The sequence below is a fragment of the Thalassotalea profundi genome (genome assembly GCF_014653195.1).
Lineage (GTDB): Bacteria > Pseudomonadota > Gammaproteobacteria > Enterobacterales > Alteromonadaceae > Thalassotalea_B > Thalassotalea_B profundi.
On record NZ_BNAH01000002.1, the window covers coordinates 73,019 to 93,365 of the forward strand.

Consider the following 20,347-nt stretch of genomic DNA (forward strand, 5'->3'; position numbering starts at 1 on the left):
TATCAAAAACCATATTTTAATGTGTAATATACATTAAAATATGGTTTTTGAAAAGATGATGAAAAAATCAATAATTGATTCAATTAATGGTTAGCTAAATTTAAATACAATATATACGATAAAACATCATATGACAATTTGACATATGATGTTTTATCATATTAAATTGACACTATGTTTATTTAATTAAAAATATTTGAGTGTCCTATGCAAGAAGGGTTTTATGGATTAATACGTATCATGCTTATTGATAGTTTTCTGCCAAAGCGTACGTATGAAATTAATTTAGCAGGTAATACTAATATCACTGGTGATAACGGATTAGGAAAGACGAGCTTGATTAAGCTGCCTGTAATTTTCTACGGTGCCAACCCTGCAGATGTTAATATAAAAGAGAATAAAGAAACAAACTATAAAGGTTTTAGTGGACGATACCTTCCCAGAGACGGTTCTTACGTTATTTTCGAATATGCCACCAAACATGAAAAAAAATGCGTTGTATTTTTGCCAGACGCAAACTCCGAAGAAGGTATTTGTCGTTATTTTATAGATAGCCCTTATAAGCATGACCTCTTTTTTGACAATACTGGAGATTCGCCTAGGAGTCGCGGAGCCTTTTTACAGCAGCTAGAACTTAAAGGTATCGAAAAATATAGACCAAAGTCATTCACTGAATATCGAACGATTCTACTTGATGGCACTCAAACCAAGCAGCTGCAATTTTCTATGGTTCCTCGAGGTGCTAGACTCTCCAAACTACATAGTTTGTTCATAGGTATGCTGAATCGAAGTGCCGATTTTTCAGTGTTAGGGCGTATAATTTCTGATTGGGCACATAGCGACATTCCTATAGATGCTACTGAAGCCCTTGAAAAGTTTAAGTTGGATAAAACACAATTAAGAAGTTGGCTAAACGACTATCGTTCCCAAGTACTATTTAATAAGTTAGTTGAATCTTTAGGCTTCGAAAAATTTCAGGAACACTACGAACAGCTAAAAGAATCTACAGCACAGTTATTAGAAACTCAACATTATGCGATCAAACGTGGCAAGCAGCTATCGGAAGAATTCAAAGTTAAAAATAATGAATTTGAACAACAGCATATTAATTTAAAAAACGAAGAAAAAGCAATCAATAGACTATTTAACGAGGCTTGTACTAATGTTGACACAGAAGAAAAAGAAAATACCCGTATTGCTTCTGAGATCAGCACACTAGAGACTAGACATAAAGCATATTTAAGCAAATTAGGTGATGATTACAAAACTCGGCTCAGCCAATTAGAAAAATATTCAACGGAAAAGCAGCAACTAGAATCACAGTTAAACTCACTAAAATCTGCTTCTACAAATATTCAATCAGACTTTGATAGATTAACTTCAGAAACTAAAATTGCTCACACAAAACTGATTAGTAAATTCGAAAAAGAATTAACTGACGCCAAGCTCGAAAATACCACGAACATAGGGAAGATAAACAGTGAATCGAGCGCCAAGCGTTCATCTCTAGAAACAGAAGTACAGAAAAGCAAAGATGTACTAAATGAAAAAAAGCGCCAATACGAGATAAATTCTGCTCAACTCAATAATACAATTAAGAATCCCTTTATTAACAATGAGTTAGTAGATATTTTAGAAAATACTGAAATTGCATATGAAATAGCATCGACTGCAAGAGAAGAACTGCAAGACAAATCAGATGCAATTGAATCAGCTTACCATGACGCTAAATCTTTATTTAATGATATTAATAATGAGATGGAAGGTGTCGGCAGACAACTAGATGAAGTCGTCATGGAATTGGCCGATGTTCAAGCTGCGCTCAACGCACACGACGATAGCTTGCTGGTATATTTGAAGAACCATGTACCTGATTGGAATCGTACATTTGGTAAAGTATTTAATTATAAGGCTTTATTAAACAGAAAGTTAACCCCAGAGAAAGTCAATAATAATCATGATGTTGCTTTTGGAATATCTCTGGATGTAAATGCTATACCCGATTCAGATGCATTTAATGTTGAAGATTTAGGTGAAAAAGAACAAATTTTGTTGGAAGAACAAACTGAACTGGAATTAAATTTAGAGCGACTAGACAAAGAGCTAAATTCAGCTAACACAAAATTATTGGAAGCAAAGTCAGCTCTTGAAGAGCATAAAAGAGAAAAACGCCAAAATAAACGTAATTTAACAGAAAGCAAAAATAACAGGGAAAGTGCAAGAAAACAGGTAAATAAAGAAAAGAGGCAGTTAATCTCTGATGCCAAAGTTGAATTAGAAAAACTTAATGATGAATTGATACCTCAACTTCAGACTGAATATAGTCGACTTAATGACGATTACAAGGAGAAGCTAGTAAGAATAAATAATGACGAAGAGGCAAAAATAGCATCTATAAATCAGACGTTTAAAAACACTAATAAGCGACTTGAACTAGAAACTAAAAAAGCTAACGAAAACAACAGTAATCGACTAAAAGAACTTAAAGTACATAGAGATAACAGGCTGAATGATGCTGGGGTTGATGCATCATTAGTTTCTAGCCTTGAAAAGCAAATTGATGATATTCAAAAAGAAGTTACAACTCTTACAGAGCTTAAGCAAATATTTGAAGCCTTTGAACAGTTTAGATCGGGAGATTATTCTAATCATGCAAAGTTTATTATTGATAAAAATAATTCCGATGATGCTCTAAAGCTTAAGAGAGAAAAGAAAGCAGATCTTTATAAAGCGCTTTCAGAAAAAAGAAGGGAAATAGATTATCTTCACAAAGAATTACAGCGCATTAAAAATGATACCGAATCAGCGTTGTCCAAATATCAATTTATCGTGGATGATTCATCACAATATGAGCTTTCAAACGCAGACAATATTAGTGTGAAATTTGATGAAAAATTAACAGCTCAAGATATTAAAAGGCGATATGAAAACTATAAAGATACCTATACAACTACCAAAAAGCTACTTGCAAGTAACCTTAAGCATTTCCGTGTCTTCTTTAATCGTGATTTAGTAAAAGGCACACCTATATACGATTATTGGATTTCCCAAGATCACAGTGAAGACAGGATCCTTACAACTGCTTTGGTCGTCATTAGTTACAAAACTGACGGACACCAAGATAATGACATCAAAAGCTTAAAACATGCACTAAATCAACTAGATAAACTAAACAGTTTTATTACTTACATCTCTAATTTTGCCAACAAAATGCGATTTTTTAATCAACAACTAGACAAACATATGGAGCAAGTTACTGAGTTTGATTCACTAAAATCACTCACAGCTAATTTGCAGTTTACGCTAGCAAATGAGAGTACTTATAAGGATATGAAAGCCTTAAGTGACAAATATACGGAATATAAAGAAGGCGAACGCGGCACATTTACTTTGGGTGACTCTGCAAAACCAGAATTACCTCCTGAGTGGTTATTCTCATCAATCGAAGACTTTATTGAAAATTCCAATGACACACTAAATATCAAAGATTTGGCACAGTACATTGACTTTAGAATCACGTTTAATGATAAAGGTGAAACTCGAGATATCAGGACAGCAAAATTCCTTAAAGAGGCATCTTCTAATGCCCTTTCCTATTTGGTTTTAGTTGTATTGTTTGTAGGTTTTGTCAACATGATACGGCAATCAGAAAAGGTTACGCTTACCTGGGCGGTGGACGAACTTTTGGATATTCATGCAAATAATATAGAACGATTATTAGAGCTACTTAGTGCTAATGACATTAATATTATCAGTGCATGTCCTGGGGTAGATGAGCTTGTATTTAACTTGTTCGATAATACCTATGAACTCTTTGAAGAATCTACTGGAAGTATTGTACTTCGTGACTATGATGAAAATTCCTCTGATGATGACATTGTTCACCTGCTAACTAAATTGTCCAATGATAGCGAGGTGACTTTATGAACTATGCAAGTAGGATTACTCAACATTTGTTAGAAGGTAAATTGATATGTGCATACGAAACCAAGGAAGATTTTCAGCGATTAACGCAAAATGAAGATATTAGAGAGCGAGTTGAATCAACTTTATTTAATCTAGATAGGCGACTACAAACGCTTGAAAGTGGCAATGCATTTTATGCAGTGCGTAATTCTCTAGATACCAGTGCACAGCAAGATGCCAGACGATTTTTCAGTGATTTGATTTCAAAAGCACGCGAAGAGTTAGCATGGATGGATTTATTGGCTGAAAGTACGCAGCAAGAAACATTTGTACAAGCAGGGAACCTTATCAGTTATTCCGATGTAATTCATGCAATTGATTATAACCAATCCTTACAACAAAAACTTAGGGAACTACTAAAAGTTAACAATGAGGCATCAATTGTATTACTAGTTTCTAAGCTTTTTGAGCGCTTAAAACAGCGAGGAATAGTCATTGAGGAAAGTGCTCGTAATAATCAGTATCGCTTTACTAGCCGATTAGAGTTAATTCAACAAGCGCTTGTATTTGTCGCAATGCATAATATGTTACATACCGAACCCAACGAAAATCACGATTCAGCAAAAAGTCAGCAGAGGATGCTTTAAAAATGGTTAGTAAACATCCCGTTGTTTCTCTCATTGAAAAGCTATATCAATCGCGAGATATTGTAGCTGAATTATATGATGCTGATGACATATTACAGCTAAATATACCTGATAAAAGAACCCAAAATCTTGTTAATAATTTAGTCAATGCTCAATTTATTGTCCCTTCTGGAACGGACAATTATTCTCTTGATACAGATCTTACACGTATCATCGACAAGGGGCTTAGGCAAGACACCATATCCTATCTTCATTCTGACATTGGTGGAGAAGTCGCAAAAATTAGGCAGTCTTTTATAACCTACGCCAATATAGGCCCAGGCACACATGATGAAGTGCGTCGAAAAAATAAAAGAGAATTGATTAAACTATTTCTTGCTCTGTCACATCGTTTCAATAGTACGGCAGAGGAATTGTTTAGGCGTACACAAGTTAATTTTGGACGAACCGATTATTCAAGAGCGAGAGCACTAGAAAACAAATACTACCTAGAAGAGCTAGAGAAACTTAAAAGTAGTTATCATGAAGTAATTACATTATTAGATGCAGATGAGTTTCATCAGGAAGCGCTTATTGATGACCTAGTCACTACATTTAAAGGGAGGACAATGCAGTTTTTTGACAAAGTAGGACAAACGCTTTCACTGCTAAAAGCTTTCGCTTATAGAGAGCGTAAACAAGAGGAAAAAACTAAGTTAATGCGCAGACTCATTAAGCACTTAGATGATAATCCTACATTATTATTTGATGATACTATTGAGGCTGGTGGAGAGTTAAATGAGTTTGCTCTTCCTAAAGCTATTTGTATGGATAGTACACCTGACCTTGCTAATCCAACTCATCTAGATAGCTACTTATCAATATTAGAAAAACTTAAAAAAACTCTTAAACCCAAAGAGAGTTTTAAACGCTCGAGGAGTTCATGTGATACCTCCAAAATTCCCAAAAAAGAACATTTTCTAACGTTGTCTGATAAATTACTGAAACAGATGATTTTACATGTACTTAAATTGAACAAGCCAACCAAAGCTTCAGACATACTAAAGTACTTCGATCCAAATAATGAGCTTCCCCCTCAGCTTTGGAATTATACAATCCTTCACGCTTTCTTCACTAGGCGAAAGGTTCACGGGCACGCAATAACAAAGCATCTTCAACATAAACCTATCTATGCAGAATTCTCTAAATTATCAGGTAATAGACATGTTAAAGACGCAATTATTGCCCCCAAAAGGCTACCAAAGGAATTTTTAGAAAATGTCTAGTCTTTCTCACAACCACCTATCAATCATTCTTGATATTCTCATCAAGGGTAAACGAGAAAAACTAGCAGGAAAAGTTACCCATGATCTAAATAAACACTATGGAGTTGGAACTCAATGTGAGCGAGGTAAAAAATATCGTTATACAGTTAAAGATGTTCAAGTATTACATAGACTCTTAGATAATATAGGGATCAATCCACATAATCCACCAAAGTCAAACTCCTCTAGAACGGACAATGGTTTTAAAACTCCTGATGAAAAGTTTGGCGCAAAAGCAGTTTTCCCCAATCCTATATGCGTTAAAGTAGTTGAATTAGGATGCAGTTTAAATAACTTCAATTTAGTGCCTTCAGGCGTAGCTCATTATCAAATTAATTTAGACGACATAATTAATATAAGTGCACAATCTATAGTCCTAGTAGAAAATTTAGATACATTCAAAGAGATAAATCAATCTCGATTAGAAATGAATCTTAGCGGTGTGATTTTCATTTGGCGAGGCGGGATTAGCGGAATCTCTCACCATAATGAGAGCAAATTAATTAAAACTATATCATTGCCTAATACTGAAAAAACTGCACATGATTTGGCAAAAAAATATGAGATGACTCTTGGGTATTATGGTGACTTTGATATAGCAGGACTCAATATCGCAAGTAGACTAAACCTAGATTTTATTATTTTGCCTGAACTAAAAGAAACTGAAAGTATTAGAGGCAACAAAGAGTTATTTAAAAAACAACAGATACTTTTAAATAATCAATCATGGCCAGATGGTTTTAGTCAGGCAACAGCAAACTATTTCGCATTTTTAACAACAAAAAAGCAAGCCTATACTCAAGAACGAACAAGTGCACTTAAAATAAAACATCTTAAGGTCGATATTCTCTCGTGAAAAAACCAAATAAAAAACAACAACAACGTTTTGAAATAATTGAAACAATCGCGCTATGGGAAGGAGTAATTAATGCCAGTGTACTTTGCCACTTCATTGGAGTTGTGCCGCGCAATGCTATAACCGAAATCCAAGCTTACAATGAGTTTGTACCTGTACCTTTAGAATATAACTATTCAAAAAAATTATTTATTACTCCGAAAGATTTTAAGCCCATATTTATTTCCAACGAGTGGGATGTTTATCACGATCATTTAGTGCGATATTCCCATTTATATCGGGGATATTTATGGCCTGATAGTGGAATTGAATTAATATCCAACAGTTTTAATAAAGTTGAACCAGATGTTATTAGAACAATTAATGAATGCATTAAAAATAAGTTAGCATTCCAAGCCAAATATCACTCGATGAATCACCCTAAAGGGTTGACCAGAACGTTTCATCCCCATGCTATTGCATTTAATGGGATTAGATGGCACATGAGAGCGTATGCAGAAGAGTATGGTGAATATAGAGACTTTAATTTATCTAGGATAGGTAGAATCACTGATCATTCACCTAGCAATATCGATCATTTAAATGATCACAACTGGCATTCAATACTCTCACTTAATTTAGATGCTCACCCTTCATTAAGTTCTTTACAAAGAAAGCTCGTTCTAAATGATTATGGGAAATCTTCTCCATTTTCATATGATATACGTGCCGCAATGATTAAATACTTTGTTAAATACTACCCTATTGCTGTCAATTCAAATGCCGATCCATTAGATAAACCACTATTTCTTACAAACTACAAAGAACTCTCAATGTTCTTACTTTAACCAATTCAACCAAAGGGAAAGTTATGTTCCGTACACGTAAAGATAATGATATGTCACCTAAAACTATAACTATCAATAACATCGAATATTCTTTTGAACCATTTGATGATGTTTTTTGTATACGAGCACCCAACCTGTTTTTAAGCTATATCGATGGATACAAGGCCATTGAAAATGATGCTATTGAGTTCTACACAGCGGGGTCAAGAAGACCAAGTATTGAACTAAACTTTGAAGGAAGTGAACTTATCAGAGACAGCATACTTTCCTGGTTGAGTGAGTTTATACACGTTGAAAGTGTTTGATAAATTGGTATGTCGTTTTTGTAACCCAATAGGCTATATAACTTTCAGAAATTAACAGTAGGGAGATTAGTTAATAGTGATAATTTTTGCCTTTGATCCACATGGTGTTGTTCAACCATTAATAGATGCATGTCAAAAATTAAAGCCAACCGCACTTATTCTTATGGGGGATAACTGTCTAAATTCCCCCATCCCTATAACTTTTGAAAAGCTATTAAAGGAAGGAGTAAAAGTTTATGCAATCAGTGGTAATCATGATCATGGTTCTATATCAAATTTAGATATGCCACACATGTTAGATGGCAAAGTGGTTGATATAGACGGGCTAAGAATTGGCGGATATGACTGGTCATTACATGATGTAATGTGTAATCAACACCTCGATATTGTGGTTTCTCACTACCCACCAACTGGCTTCAAAGACATGTCTCATTATGATTGGCATCACAGTGCGATAAAGACTGCAGAACTCACTCTTAAGAGTAATGCAGTAGCGGTATTTCACGGGCACCTACATGGAAATAGGTTATTTGATCCTGTTGGCATCTACGACATTTCATGTGCTCTAGCCATCTCTACTTGTGAGCATTTATTTGATGAATGTGGAAATATACTTGGCCAATCAAGCTACAAAGGCTTTACTCAACCTCAAGAGGATTATCAATATTGCATAGCTGAAATGATGAAAAGGGGCTACCACTTTAAAACTAAGCAATCTCGAAAGAGCAAAATAGATGAAAATCGCTATATTGAGTCTGCTTATTATTCAGATGGATGCGGTGTTTGTGTTCCGTGCAACGATAATCATCACTGTCATAGACAAACAAGAGTAGATCATAATTTTAATATTGATATTTCCAATGAAAAACTTAATGGCTCAGCCTCTTTTCATTTTGAAGCAGCCAAGCAAAGAGCCTACAAACGTATGCTAAGTGAATTATTGGACATTAGAAGAAAAGTTCCCCATACGCCAGATTTCAAAGGCTTTGGCGGACTAATAAGATACAAGGGCGATAAGGCCTGGACGGTTTTAGATGAAACGCACCAAATAACCCCAAAAAAAATTATTATTGAAAAGTTTGGTATCAAAACAGCTGAAAAGTTTTTCGATAAGATAATAGGGTTTGATAAAGCCAGCTACTGCGCTCAACTTTTATTTAGTAAAAGACAAAGAAATACTATAGACAATGGCACAGGCAAGAAAGAGAGTTTTATCAAATTTCTAACTAAGAAAAATATAACACTACAACTAGACTGACCCTAAAGGATAAAATATGGAAACTTTATTACTATTTCTAGCCAATGCATTAGCCAGTGGCGGTATAGGACACTACGTTGGCAAAGGATTATCAAGGATAGACAAAAGCCTTCCTAATTTGTTAAATAACAATAGTGACATAGAAGGCGCCTGTAGAATAATAAGTGAGAGAAACTTAGAAATGGAAGTTTTAAAACTTTCAGATGAAATAAAAAACAAGTTAAACAGTACTGATACCGAAAATATATTATCTTTCAACGGAACTAATAATCAAGGCATTATCGCCAATGTTGTAAATCTTAAGAATCTAAATAATAAAGTAAATATATCTCCTCCACTGGGCAGCATTTCATCTAGTTTAAGCCATAAAAATTATATTAAATATTTAATTGATCGATATCACGAGTTCAAAAAAGCCGAAGTAGGTAAAAATAATTTAAAATATCCCGTGTTTTACGGCTCAATCAAGAAAGAGTTTGGTGCTAAATGGGATATGATTTCATTAACAAACTTTTCAGAACTGAGCGAATTTATTCAAAAGAGAATTAATAAAACTATTCTTGGGAAAAATAGAAAGGCACAAAATAAGTCCAACTACTCTTCTTATACTGACTATATAGCGAAACATGGCAGCTAAAGAATTATTTCTTAATTCAAACTCGCTCAAGCTTATTATTTATCAAAGTTTTTAGAAAGGAAATAAGTGCCTAAAAACTATAACACGACACAGATAATCAAAGGATGGACATGAAACATATTAAAGACAAATACCAAAACTCAATTTCTAGTATTTTGCTTGATGGTTTCGAAGTCGAATTATTAGACTCAGCATTTATAAACCTATTAACACCAAATCCATTGAGATTGAATAATTTTGCTTATGCACTGCGGGAACTAACTCGCCATATGCTGCACCGGCTAGCTCCAAATGATGAGTTGGAAAAATGTTGTTGGTTTAAGCCCGATAGCACATCTTCGAATGGAATAACTCGTAAACAAAGAATCAAGTTCTGCATTCAAGGCGGATTATCAGATTTTTATGTAGAAAAAAAACTCCGAATAGATGAGATTGATACAGTTACAACTGACTTGGTGGCAATAATTTCCCAATTAAGTAACTTTACCCATATTGAAAGAGCAACGTTCAATATTGATGAAGCTGAGGTTGAAAAAGTTGCTATTGAATGTCTAGATGCCACATTAGCTTTTGTTAACAAAATAAACGAGCTTAGAGAGTTGGTCGCTGAAAAACTGTTTGGTGATATTTCAGATAACTTAATGAAACGAATTAATAGTGAATCTGTTGCTGAGTTGATGGAAATTTCAACTCATCAATTCGTTGAAGATATTACCGCTGAAACTGTTTCGAATATCTCCATCAATTCAAGTTCACTAGAGATGACGGTTGTAGGAACGATTTACGCCCAACTCATGTACGGTTCAGCTTCAGATAGGCGAAAAGAGGATGGTGCTGAAATACCTGTTAGCTTTCCTGTAACAAGCAGTATAGAAGTAATTTTTAAACAGCCCTTGGGATGTGAAATGAATCTCGATAGCTTTAATGTCGACATTTCTAGCTGGTATGAATAGACAATAGCTAATTTTTAGCAAAAGCTCTGCATTGGAAACAGCAAAAAGCCCCGAACATTCGAGGCTTTGATTAAGCTTTACTATAGTGTATCGAATGGACTCGGCGGCTCATCAAACGCATTGACGCTAACCCTAATCGCGTTATATTCGTCTAATCCAGATATTTTGGCTAAAAGTTCAGGATCATTGTGTTGAGAAAATTGAATAACATAGTCATAAATTAATCCATCATTACTAGCATTTTCGTAGACCTCATAATCTAATTCTTCAAGCTCTTCATTTGTAATACCAAGCTCTATTGCCAAAGGGCTTCCGGTATCAACTGACTGCTGCGCGCTATATTTAAGTGCAGGGTCTACCCAGTCATCATTAACAGAACCTACAGCTTCCAAATCAAAATCGTAAAACCCTCGTCTCCCTGCTATTCGTGGAAACGAAATATGTACTTGGAAATCAATGGTATCGCCGCTGAAGGGCTTATCGTCAAGAGGTTCACCTTCATGTTTAGCAGAAGCTGTAATGACCAATTCGTCTACTTTATTTTCAATGCTTTCAATTTCATACCAAGGTTGGTTCCAGAAACCGGCGTTAGTTTCTGCCATAACACCAGAAAGTTGGTCATCAATTAAATCTTGGCAATTTACCAATAGTGTTTCTAGACAGTATGTTTCAAAAGACTCATGTAACCATATATCGGCACTTGTATGCTGTTCATTGGCCAGAAAAGAAGCTAGCTCTTTCGCAATATCTATTGACGTCGGAAGATTTACTGGCAGCAAACTAAGATTTTTTCGCCTTACCTCTATTAGCTCAACATTTGGAATGAAGATGTATGCTTCTTCCAGCAAATCTATTGGGTATTTATGATCTGCTAGTAAGGCCGCATGACTTTTATAACCAAAAAACGCAGCAACTAACTGTACAGCATGACTTGCTTTAAGCTTCTCCCCTGTAAGGGCATTAAAAGATACGCGCAGGTGATCTGCACAAAGTTTTGATAATTGAGTACTCATGGGAGCGCTCTCCTTCATAAACTATGCTGGGCTTTAAAATATGTAGTGGGGAGTGTTTAATCACTACACTTGCCAGCAGGTTTATAAAAAGTGCTCTGCATAAGTGGCAGGGTAGTTAAATCGCTGTCTTTTTGGTCACTCGCAGCCATGGCGTTCAGCTCCAGTGACAACATTAAGACATTTTCACTACGAGCGCAATAGTTCATTTAAGTGAGGATTAAGAGAATAAAAAAGCTAGTAAACGAATTGATATTCACTCATATCATGTCTACCTTCTCAACATATAATTTGCGAAAATGGCTCCCCTTCAAATCAATGTAATTAGGCGATAATGCAAAACATGCGGCATTGCTTGCTAACTTTCTTACGCTTATTTTATCAACACTAGTTTTACCTATATTTGATGCATTATATGAATTCCTGATCCAATCACTGCAAATCAATTGCTCAAATTTATTTTTGATCTAATTCAGAATAAATATAATGCTCTAAATTATCAAAAAGGACGTAATATAAACTTACATAAAAAGAAGTCCGTATAAAAATTTACTTAACGACCGACCTTAAAAATAAATCAGATGAATCTCTGTACAAATAGTTATGTTGCAAAAATTTTCTTCTAATAGATTCTTTTAGCTTTTTATTAGTATTACCAACGAGCCACCAAGCCAGCTTTAAAACATAGTGGCGCTCATCAACATCATATTGCTCAAAGTACCTGTGTATACCAATATCCCATGTAGGTAAACCTGATGTATCACAAATATACCTTTTGATCTTCCGATTAAAACGTGGTGAAACGATAATTTTGCATATTTGATGAAGCAGTATTAACCGTTCATAATTAATCGGTCCAGAGTTAACAAAACCACGAGTAATCACTCTTAATACTCTATTCCAAATTGTATAAACAGACATAGGTAGAAGCTGAATTACTCTAGGTTCCACACTACTGAGAAGACGACTACATTGATAGCACTCATCGAGTGTTGATGGTTCAAACTGATTAGCTTTTCCTAGCTCAATACGGTGAAAATTAACACTCGCTCCGCAAGGACAGTGATCTTCCATCATCACTTGATGAATAGGGCAAAATGTATAAAGTGATAAGCGCCAAGCTATTCGAAAATAAGGTTCACTATCTTCTAACAAACATAAGGGACAAAACTGCATGCCAAACCCTGTATGTTTTCGATGATGAAGCACAAGAGGATTTGTCCAGCGCAATATTCCTGAAGGTTTAAGTGTAGGAAACAATCGGTTTGTATATAACTTTAACGTACTTTTATTAGCTTCTTTCAGTGATATAGAAGCTCGGTTACTCATGATTTGCAAAACAAAGCCAGGAGCTAGTCGGTCTAAATCTCTATTCCAAATTTGATTGCTTTTACCGAAAACGATATCTGAAAAAGTTTGTAGTTTTAATCCATTATGATGAGCTGTTCGCACTATCCAGGAAGACAAACACTCTCCAGGATATGGATGAGGGTGAGCAGGCCATAACTCACCTGATAGCATATTAAATTGCTCTATCTAACTGGCGCTTCCGTTGCGATGGGGATATCCAATCAATTTGATCTAATACCGCAAGAGTTATCGCTTCTATTTTATTCTTAACAGCATATACAGCGGCATCGTTAAGCAATCTCGATAATTCGCCTATATACCCTTCACTCATTGAATAAAGGCGCATAGCTAAACTTTTGACATGTAAATTTGATGCTTGCTTTAACGGTAACATTCGTTCAAAGCTAACCAGTAACCTTAAAAAATCTTGGTTAAACTCCCAGCGAGGTAACAACACTGGTTCAAATCGATTCGACAATTGAGGATCTGACTGTAAGGCTCTAAAAGCATCCTTAGTACCAACACCTACAATCGATATTTGAAGTTCATTGCCCAGATATTTAAGGACATTCAAAAATGCACGTTGCCTATTTAAATTGCCCGCTAAAATATGATGAATTTCATCAATAATGAGAATTTTAGTAGCAATGTATTTTAACAATTTAATGACTTGAAACTGTTTTTTATCGACCCGTTCACTCGGTCTGTACGGTGCAAATAACAATTCTAAAATCGCATTGTAAAAACGACCTTCATCTGGCACAGGTGGAGCTTGAACAAGTAATACAGGAGCAATAATGCCATCCCCTTCAGGATTATCTTCAGCTGGATATTGCTTCAAGAAGCGTTTAGTCAACATTGTCTTACCATTATTCGTATCACCCACAATTAACATATTGGGCATTCGCTCTGTACGAGGGTATGATAATAAATCATCAAGCTTGGTTAGGACGGTTTTAGCTTTAGGATAGCCAATCCAGCGATCTGAGCGGATTTTCTCGATCCTTTCGTCATCATCAAGATCTAACTGTTTAACTGCTAGTTCATTTAAGTGCTTAGTACTACTCATGACCAATCATCCATTTCTTCAAATGGCTCAATATCCAATTCAGGAATATCCTCAATTGGAGTTTCTGAAACTTCAGGTTTAGCAGCTATAGGCTTCTCTGCTTGTGCGTGTATTTTTCTTCGTTGTTTTGAACGTCTGGCAGCTTTAGTCTTTTGCACGGACTCCTGTTCAATCTCCCTCATTTTTTCATAAGCTTCAAAAATAGCATGCTCATTCAAGCTTTCTTTACCCATAGCTTCTGCCCTAGCAACTGCTTCTCGTAATTCCCAAATACTAATTGCAGGGTGTGAAGTATCTCGATACGGTATTGCGAAGTGAGAGTGCAATTCAGGATCATAGAACCAGATTTGGCTAATATCCCGGGGATCTCTTCTAAAGATAAACTTTCGTTTTCTTTTTGAGTCATTTGGCTCTGGAGCATTAATCCATGGGCGTAGCACATCGTGATAATAGTGAACTTTATCAATCACCACTCCATAATCTTGGATAGAACGTAATTCATACGGCATAAAGTCAAATCTTAAACGTTCTTCATCTCTAATTTTAGCGGGTAAACCACAGCCTGGATTATGCTCGTCACCTAATATTCCCTGCTTATATTTCGCAAGCGGTGTCATGTTTATCATCGAATGGATTTTTTGGTGATATACATTTACGACATAATTCGCTAGCCAATGCTCAAATTCAGTTAACGTTAAAGATGCCTTTGACTCTGAATTGTAATCGCCTTTTTCAAAAATATTAGAAAATGTAGAGCCTGGCAAAGCATGGATTTCTTTAGCAAATGTACCTAACACTCGCTCTACATGGGCACCAAAATTTGGCCTAGCAACAGGACGCCACTCAATGTCTATATTGTACTGCTCACATGCCTTTTGAAGCATATTGCCACGAAATTCTTTGGCGTTATCGACATGAATTTTTGCAGGTAGCCCCCACAAAGGCCACTCACCATTGATATCATATTTAGCTAACCACTTCTCTTTAGGCAAGATGGAATGAATTAAACATAAACCAGTAGTCATTGCACTAGGCGGGTCAAAAGAAACATAAAAGCCGGTAACCATACGGCTGTAAACATCAAACGCAAGAGTAATCCAAGGTCTACCAATAGGCTTGCGATAGTGGTCATCCACCAAAATAATATCTAATTTAGTGTGGTCAATTTGTACCGCAGATAATGGCCAATCAGCCCCAGGAAACTGTCCTTTTATTGGCCTATACGTATTATCAGAAACCTTACGACCTAATCTACGCGATGCCACTAACTCTGGTGATAAAGCCTTTATCCTATTTCGAATAGTATTATCATGAGGCGGTGTTAAATCTTGTTTTCGACAAAGCTTTTTAACTTCATCAATCACCATTCTCTGTGATTTTTTCTGCTTGGTTAAATATTCAGTTGCAATAGCTTGCTTAATGATCTCTTCAATATTTTCATCAAATTTTGTAGAGCCACGGTCACGCCTTACTTTTGGTAACAATGATGACAATAAGCCAGATGATTCATAGAGTTTTAACCATCCATATAGCGTGTTTGTATGTAAATTATTTTCTTTTGCTACCTTTTCAACATCAGCTCGGCTACGTTTGGGTAAATTAAGCAATGGTCTAATAGCTTTAAGTCTTGATTTCGCTATATTCCAAGACTCTTCAGATATGTTTAATAGTTCTTCAATAGTCTCAGTTTCTTCAGGTCGTTCAACATCAAGATCTGAAATAAAAACGCTCTGCGAAATACCACTTATCTCATTGACGATCAGCACATGACTTAGATCTAATAGTTCAGCAATTCGGTAATTATCACCTTTATATGAAACCTTTTTACCAGGTAAGACTTGCACTAATGCGGATGATTCCATAGTTATTGCCTCTTCCAAATATTGCTCGACATAGTGATCTTGGAATTGAGATCTATTTGAATTTGTCGGCTTCCAATCAGGTACCATAACGTCGGAAGTAACCGTGCTTGGTTCCACTCATCAGAGTATATAGAGCTCACCAACTCTTTTGGTGTTGTTGTACCTAGTTGAATAATTTTGTCATCTAAAATCATCATATCATCTTCACTCGATGCCCCTTGCCGCACGAAGGGGAGTAAAAACTTTACAGATTCTAAATATGCGTTTTTTATTTCAATTTCAGTTATCAGCTTGAACTTCCAGTTACTTTCCTTACAAAAGCTAATAGCTGCTTTAAACTTAGGCTTCAGCTTGTTCCAGTTTTTATTGATATCCTCTCGGTACTTAACTTCGTATAGAGTTGGTTTGTGTTTACTTTGCTTGTAATAAACTAAAACATCGGGAGTATATGAACGTGTTTTGCCTAAATTATTTTTCCACTCCAATTTAATAGGCTGGACCTCAAAACGTTCTACATTGTTATCAAACTCAAGTAACATCAGAAAGTCACGTTCCAATGTTGATTCAAACATTGCTTGCCCTTCAGCTTTAGAGTGAGCGGCAATGCCAGTTACATTGCTATAATTTTTGGGAATCTTTCTGATAGGCATAATAAACTTACTTATATGGACTATCTGGTGAACCAAACTCTAATCCTACAGGACCACCTAGTTCACCTTGTAGTTTCCTTTTTCGACACCAAGCGATCGCTATTTTGTCGAAGGTTTCAGCGGGAATAGCGACGGTAAGCTGTTCACTAAACTCATTTTTTGTAATACTAAATTCTTCGGGGTTATTCGATTGGATAACTGCGGGGTTATTGTTATCGTCTTCAAACGTTATTTCTTGATAACAGCCAATATCAGGATTATCTTGTTCGTAAACCCAATCTTTCGTGCTCATAACTTCTCCCTACAAATAAAATTAACATTCAAACCAGTACAATTTATTAATGTAAATCGTTATGTAATTTAATCATCGATACAGAACAGTAGCCTAAAGCGATGTAAATTTGAATGTAAATATTAATTATAGTACAACAGAACGTTGTAATTCACAGAAGTAGGTAAATTTAATCCGGTGAGCAACTAAAAGCTTTAATTATATACCGTTATCCTTAATGAATTTATAATCTCATCCTTTATATTTTCATTAAGGTTTTTTTACACTAACTAGCAGTTGCTATATTCACTTGAGCATTTAATTTATTATATGCAGGCTTATCAAATTCATAACCAAAAAGCTCAATATCTTTAGCATATATTTCAGCTACTATCTCTTGCAATTCATCATCATAATATTCACTATAATGACTATTCACACGCTTATCTGTGCGAAAAAGGTGTCTAAATTTTCGAGTGATTAAACGTCGAAAGCCATAAGAAGAATTTTTATGTGGTAATGACGTATCTGCTATATTTAGTTGCTTGCAAACATACGAAAAATCATTGTGTAAATTTTCAAACCTTCCAATAAAGTCTACTAACTGTTGTCCATATTCATCATATAAATAATCTGCTTGGGGGATAATGTGCCTATATTTATCACAAAAAATATTCTGACTTGGCCAACCATGTAAAACAAACTCTTTAAGCGACATTTTCTTATCAATTTTTTTGTGTAAATATTCCGAAACTAGACGCTCCCATGGATTTCTCACAAAAGAAAAACTAAAGTAGTGTTGATAATCCTTTTGTTCAATATGTCCACACTGATAGTACTCTTTTGCAGTCATATGGGCTAAACGCTCTGGTCCTTTCTGAGGGTCAGTATTTTTCTTTAGCAATAATTGATCTTTTTCTTTCCATGTTAAATTGTGAAGGTTTAAGAAAAAATGTTCAATACTCTGTCCCGCAGTTTTAGGGATATGTACAAAAACACAATTAAATTGATGTGAAATCATAAGCTACATATAGTTAGATTAACTTACCAACATATTAACAAAGCTATATTAACGTTTTTTTACAGTGCTCTTTGAAGGGATAAAACAAGCAAAAACAATTGCTATTATTGCAGAATAAGTAGCCAACTCATAGGCCGTTTGGGCTCCTACACCCTCTTGCCAATAAATGCCCGCGACAAAAGCGCCTATTGCCCCACCTATTCCGTAAACACCAGCAATATAAATCGCTTGCCCACGGTTCTGTTGGTTATGATTAAAATGTTGTTGTAAATATTGTATAGACACACTGTGATACATACCAAAACTAAAAGCATGTAAACATTGCGCTAGCCCTAAAATCCAAGCACTTTCAGCGAAATTTCCTGTTATAAACCACCGAATTGCAGAAAAGCCTAAATTTACAATTAATAGACTCTTTAAAGAGAAGTATTTAAATAACGTGCCTAAAATTAAAAAGATACCTATTTCAGCAAAAACACTAACTCCTAAAAAAAGTCCTACAGCATAACTCGGATAGTCTAAATCTCGTAGGTATAAAGCGAAAAATGTGTAGAATGGGCCAAAGCTTATTTGTAATAGTAGTCCCGATATAAAAAACCAGAAGAAGGTTTTAGAGAATATTTTATTAAAAATTGAGCTATTATTAACCAACGATTGAATAGATGCTCTAGGTTGTTTTAATAATAGAGTGGCCCCCCAAAGACTAAGCAAAATAATAAAACCTAACCAAGTGAATGCTTCTGGCGAAAATACATCAATAATTTCTCCTGCAACAACTGACGCAACAAAGAAGCCCAAACTTCCCCACAATCGTATGCGAGCATAAATTTTAGGACTACGTTTAACGGCCCTATTAGTCATGACTTCTAACTGAGGTAAAATTGCAGTCCAAAATAAGCTAAACATCGCTAACGCAAAAGCAATAGGCCAATAGCCTTGAACCCAAAATAATAAACTAAAACATGCAAAAGCAAGAAAAGCCCCTAAACGAATAACAAATAATTGCTTTCCAGTTTTATCCGCAAAGATTGCCCAAACCGTAGGTCCGATAATCCGAGATGCAGTATAGATCGCCAATAATTCACCAATAACTAGTGAACTAAAACCACGATAGTTTAAGAATAATGCAAGAAAAGGGATGACTAAGCCATGTACTGCAAAGTACCAAAAATACGTATTTGACGACTTTACGAACAGTGATGACATAAAATGGTTAACCTAGTTATAGGGAATATTGAATTGAAAAGTTGCTTATCGCTTCAGCAAAAAAAAGTGTTAAGGTAATAAAGTACTTTTATTACGATTAACACTCTTGAGCGGAGTCAGACTTTAATTATATTTTTGGTGTATCGCAAACCACATCCGCATTTTGTGCACGGTGACGTAAGTAGTGATCCACTAAAGTTAAAGCAACCATAGCTTCAGCAATAGGTACTGCACGAATTCCTACACACGGATCATGTCTACCTTTAGTAATAATATCTGTTGCTTTACCTGTTACATCAACAGTTTTACCACTAACACCAATGCTTGATGTTGGTTTTAATGCAGCATAAGCAATAATATTTTGTCCTGAAGAAATACCACCTAGTACACCACCTGAATGATTCGTTGCAAAACCTGTTGGTGTTAATTCATCTCTATGTTGTGATCCTTTTTGATCTACCACAGCAAAGCCGTCACCAATTTCAACACCTTTAACCGCATTTATTCCCATCAAAGCATGAGCAATATCAGCATCCAAACGATCAAAAATAGGCTCACCTAGACCAACCGGTACATTTTCAGCAACCACCATAATTTTAGCGCCAATAGAGTCTTTCTCTTTAATAATCCCTCTTAGCAATTCATCTAAGGCATTAAGTTTATTAACATCGGGGAAGAAAAAAGCATTTTGTTCGACTTGTTGCCAATCAATCGTTTCAGCAACTACATTGCCTATTTGAGTAACACAGCCTTTAATTTCAACATTAAATTTTTGCTTTAAATATTTTTTAGCTACTGCACCGGCGGCTACTCGCATTGCAGTTTCTCGAGCAGATGAGCGACCACCACCGCGATAATCACGAATGCCATATTTTTGCCAATAAGTATAATCAGCATGCCCTGGACGAAAAGATTGTGCAATGTTGCCATAATCTTTTGAGCGTTGATCAGTATTTTCAATCATTAAACCAATAGGTGTGCCTGTAGTTTTACCCTCGAAAACACCTGACATAATAGTCACTTGATCGGGTTCTCGACGTGCTGTGGTATAACGAGAAGTACCTGGACGTCTGCGATCTAAATCAACTTGAAGATCAACCTCAGAAAGCTCAATGCCTGGTGGACAACCATCAATAATTGCACCTAATCCTACCCCATGACTTTCGCCAAAAGTGGTTACTGTAAATAACTTACCGAATGTATTGCCTGACATGA

18 protein-coding genes are annotated in these 20,347 nt (G+C 35.5%); 9 read left to right on the top strand and 9 right to left on the bottom strand.

All coding sequences use genetic code 11. From position 1 onward, the window contains the following. The first annotated feature begins 207 nt into the window (after positions 1-207). From IE155_RS02490 to IE155_RS02530, 9 genes are all read left to right on the top strand, one after another. On the top strand, positions 208-3,927 hold the full coding sequence (locus IE155_RS02490) for an ATP-binding protein (protein ID WP_189376528.1): 3,720 nt from the start codon (positions 208-210) through the stop codon (positions 3,925-3,927). Further along, entirely contained in the window at positions 3,924-4,553 is a 630-nt protein-coding gene (locus IE155_RS02495) for a condensin complex protein MksE (protein WP_189376529.1), read from the top strand. Before IE155_RS02490 ends, IE155_RS02495 begins: the two co-directional genes overlap by 4 nt. A gap of 2 nt (positions 4,554-4,555) precedes the next feature. Then, the gene (locus tag IE155_RS02500) at positions 4,556-5,818 is read left to right on the top strand and encodes a hypothetical protein (protein ID WP_189376530.1); all 1,263 of its coding nucleotides are present in this window, start codon (positions 4,556-4,558) and stop codon (positions 5,816-5,818) included. Continuing rightward, positions 5,811-6,713, top strand: coding sequence for a DUF7281 domain-containing protein (locus tag IE155_RS02505; RefSeq protein ID WP_189376531.1), 903 nt, complete (start codon positions 5,811-5,813; stop codon positions 6,711-6,713). The genes IE155_RS02500 and IE155_RS02505 overlap by 8 nt, the downstream gene beginning before the upstream one ends. After that, positions 6,710-7,540, top strand: a complete 831-nt coding sequence (locus IE155_RS02510) for a WYL domain-containing protein (RefSeq protein ID WP_189376532.1) — start codon at positions 6,710-6,712, stop codon at positions 7,538-7,540. Before IE155_RS02505 ends, IE155_RS02510 begins: the two co-directional genes overlap by 4 nt. A 23-nt stretch (positions 7,541-7,563) precedes the next feature. After that, complete coding sequence (locus IE155_RS02515; protein WP_189376533.1) at positions 7,564-7,845, top strand: hypothetical protein; 282 nt, start codon at positions 7,564-7,566, stop codon at positions 7,843-7,845. A gap of 76 nt (positions 7,846-7,921) precedes the next feature. Beyond that, positions 7,922-9,103: a metallophosphoesterase family protein gene (locus tag IE155_RS02520; RefSeq protein ID WP_189376534.1), complete on the top strand. Its 1,182-nt coding sequence runs from the start codon at positions 7,922-7,924 to the stop codon at positions 9,101-9,103. Positions 9,104-9,119: 16 nt separating this feature from the next. Continuing rightward, positions 9,120-9,740: an HNH endonuclease gene (locus IE155_RS02525; protein ID WP_189376535.1), complete on the top strand. Its 621-nt coding sequence runs from the start codon at positions 9,120-9,122 to the stop codon at positions 9,738-9,740. 104 nt (positions 9,741-9,844) lie between these two features. After that, on the top strand, positions 9,845-10,693 hold the full coding sequence (locus IE155_RS02530; protein WP_189376536.1) for a pPIWI-associating nuclease domain-containing protein: 849 nt from the start codon (positions 9,845-9,847) through the stop codon (positions 10,691-10,693). A gap of 80 nt (positions 10,694-10,773) precedes the next feature. On the opposite strand, the gene IE155_RS02535 is transcribed toward IE155_RS02530, so the two are convergent. From IE155_RS02535 to aroC, 9 genes are all read right to left on the bottom strand, one after another. Then, positions 10,774-11,724 carry a hypothetical protein gene (locus tag IE155_RS02535; protein WP_229816985.1) on the bottom strand — a complete coding sequence of 317 codons (951 nt, stop codon included), beginning with the start codon at positions 11,722-11,724 and terminating at the stop codon, positions 10,774-10,776. 528 nt (positions 11,725-12,252) lie between these two features. Further along, entirely contained in the window at positions 12,253-13,224 is a 972-nt protein-coding gene (locus tag IE155_RS02540) for a TniQ family protein (RefSeq protein WP_189376537.1), read from the bottom strand. Between the two features lies 1 nt (position 13,225). Beyond that, the gene (locus tag IE155_RS02545; protein WP_189376538.1) at positions 13,226-14,122 is read right to left on the bottom strand and encodes a TniB family NTP-binding protein; all 897 of its coding nucleotides are present in this window, start codon (positions 14,120-14,122) and stop codon (positions 13,226-13,228) included. Continuing rightward, complete coding sequence (locus tag IE155_RS02550) at positions 14,119-15,984, bottom strand: TnsB C-terminal domain-containing protein (RefSeq protein WP_189376539.1); 1,866 nt, start codon at positions 15,982-15,984, stop codon at positions 14,119-14,121. Before IE155_RS02550 ends, IE155_RS02545 begins: the two co-directional genes overlap by 4 nt. Before the next feature lie 2 nt (positions 15,985-15,986). Next, positions 15,987-16,634 carry a TnsA endonuclease N-terminal domain-containing protein gene (locus IE155_RS02555; protein ID WP_189376540.1) on the bottom strand — a complete coding sequence of 216 codons (648 nt, stop codon included), beginning with the start codon at positions 16,632-16,634 and terminating at the stop codon, positions 15,987-15,989. Between the two features lie 7 nt (positions 16,635-16,641). Beyond that, the gene (locus IE155_RS02560) at positions 16,642-16,926 is read right to left on the bottom strand and encodes a hypothetical protein (protein WP_189376541.1); all 285 of its coding nucleotides are present in this window, start codon (positions 16,924-16,926) and stop codon (positions 16,642-16,644) included. 265 nt (positions 16,927-17,191) lie between these two features. Further along, positions 17,192-17,926, bottom strand: a complete 735-nt coding sequence (locus IE155_RS02565) for a sulfotransferase family protein (protein ID WP_189376542.1) — start codon at positions 17,924-17,926, stop codon at positions 17,192-17,194. 48 nt (positions 17,927-17,974) lie between these two features. Further along, positions 17,975-19,132, bottom strand: coding sequence for an MFS transporter (locus tag IE155_RS02570; protein WP_189376543.1), 1,158 nt, complete (start codon positions 19,130-19,132; stop codon positions 17,975-17,977). A gap of 127 nt (positions 19,133-19,259) precedes the next feature. Next, a complete protein-coding gene (aroC, locus tag IE155_RS02575; RefSeq protein WP_189376544.1) occupies positions 19,260-20,345 on the bottom strand; it encodes a chorismate synthase in 1,086 nt (361 codons plus the stop codon). Positions 20,346-20,347 lie beyond the last annotated feature (2 nt).

Excerpts from the sequence above, each read along its gene's own strand:
- aroC (WP_189376544.1), bottom strand. The coding sequence starts at position 20,345 with ATGTCAGGCAATACATTCGGTAAGTTATTTACAGTAACCACTTTTGGC.
- IE155_RS02495 (WP_189376529.1), top strand. The coding sequence starts at position 3,924 with ATGAACTATGCAAGTAGGATTACTCAACATTTGTTAGAAGGTAAATTG.
- IE155_RS02535 (WP_229816985.1), bottom strand. The coding sequence starts at position 11,724 with ATGAAGGAGAGCGCTCCCATGAGTACTCAATTATCAAAACTTTGTGCA.
- IE155_RS02565 (WP_189376542.1), bottom strand. The coding sequence starts at position 17,926 with ATGATTTCACATCAATTTAATTGTGTTTTTGTACATATCCCTAAAACT.
- IE155_RS02540 (WP_189376537.1), bottom strand. The coding sequence starts at position 13,224 with ATGCTATCAGGTGAGTTATGGCCTGCTCACCCTCATCCATATCCTGGA.
- IE155_RS02550 (WP_189376539.1), bottom strand. The coding sequence starts at position 15,984 with ATGGAATCATCCGCATTAGTGCAAGTCTTACCTGGTAAAAAGGTTTCA.
- IE155_RS02570 (WP_189376543.1), bottom strand. The coding sequence starts at position 19,132 with ATGTCATCACTGTTCGTAAAGTCGTCAAATACGTATTTTTGGTACTTT.
- IE155_RS02555 (WP_189376540.1), bottom strand. The coding sequence starts at position 16,634 with ATGCCTATCAGAAAGATTCCCAAAAATTATAGCAATGTAACTGGCATT.
- IE155_RS02500 (WP_189376530.1), top strand. The coding sequence starts at position 4,556 with ATGGTTAGTAAACATCCCGTTGTTTCTCTCATTGAAAAGCTATATCAA.
- IE155_RS02560 (WP_189376541.1), bottom strand. The coding sequence starts at position 16,926 with ATGAGCACGAAAGATTGGGTTTACGAACAAGATAATCCTGATATTGGC.
- IE155_RS02530 (WP_189376536.1), top strand. The coding sequence starts at position 9,845 with ATGGACATGAAACATATTAAAGACAAATACCAAAACTCAATTTCTAGT.
- IE155_RS02515 (WP_189376533.1), top strand. The coding sequence starts at position 7,564 with ATGTTCCGTACACGTAAAGATAATGATATGTCACCTAAAACTATAACT.
- IE155_RS02490 (WP_189376528.1), top strand. The coding sequence starts at position 208 with ATGCAAGAAGGGTTTTATGGATTAATACGTATCATGCTTATTGATAGT.
- IE155_RS02545 (WP_189376538.1), bottom strand. The coding sequence starts at position 14,122 with ATGAGTAGTACTAAGCACTTAAATGAACTAGCAGTTAAACAGTTAGAT.
- IE155_RS02505 (WP_189376531.1), top strand. The coding sequence starts at position 5,811 with ATGTCTAGTCTTTCTCACAACCACCTATCAATCATTCTTGATATTCTC.
- IE155_RS02525 (WP_189376535.1), top strand. The coding sequence starts at position 9,120 with ATGGAAACTTTATTACTATTTCTAGCCAATGCATTAGCCAGTGGCGGT.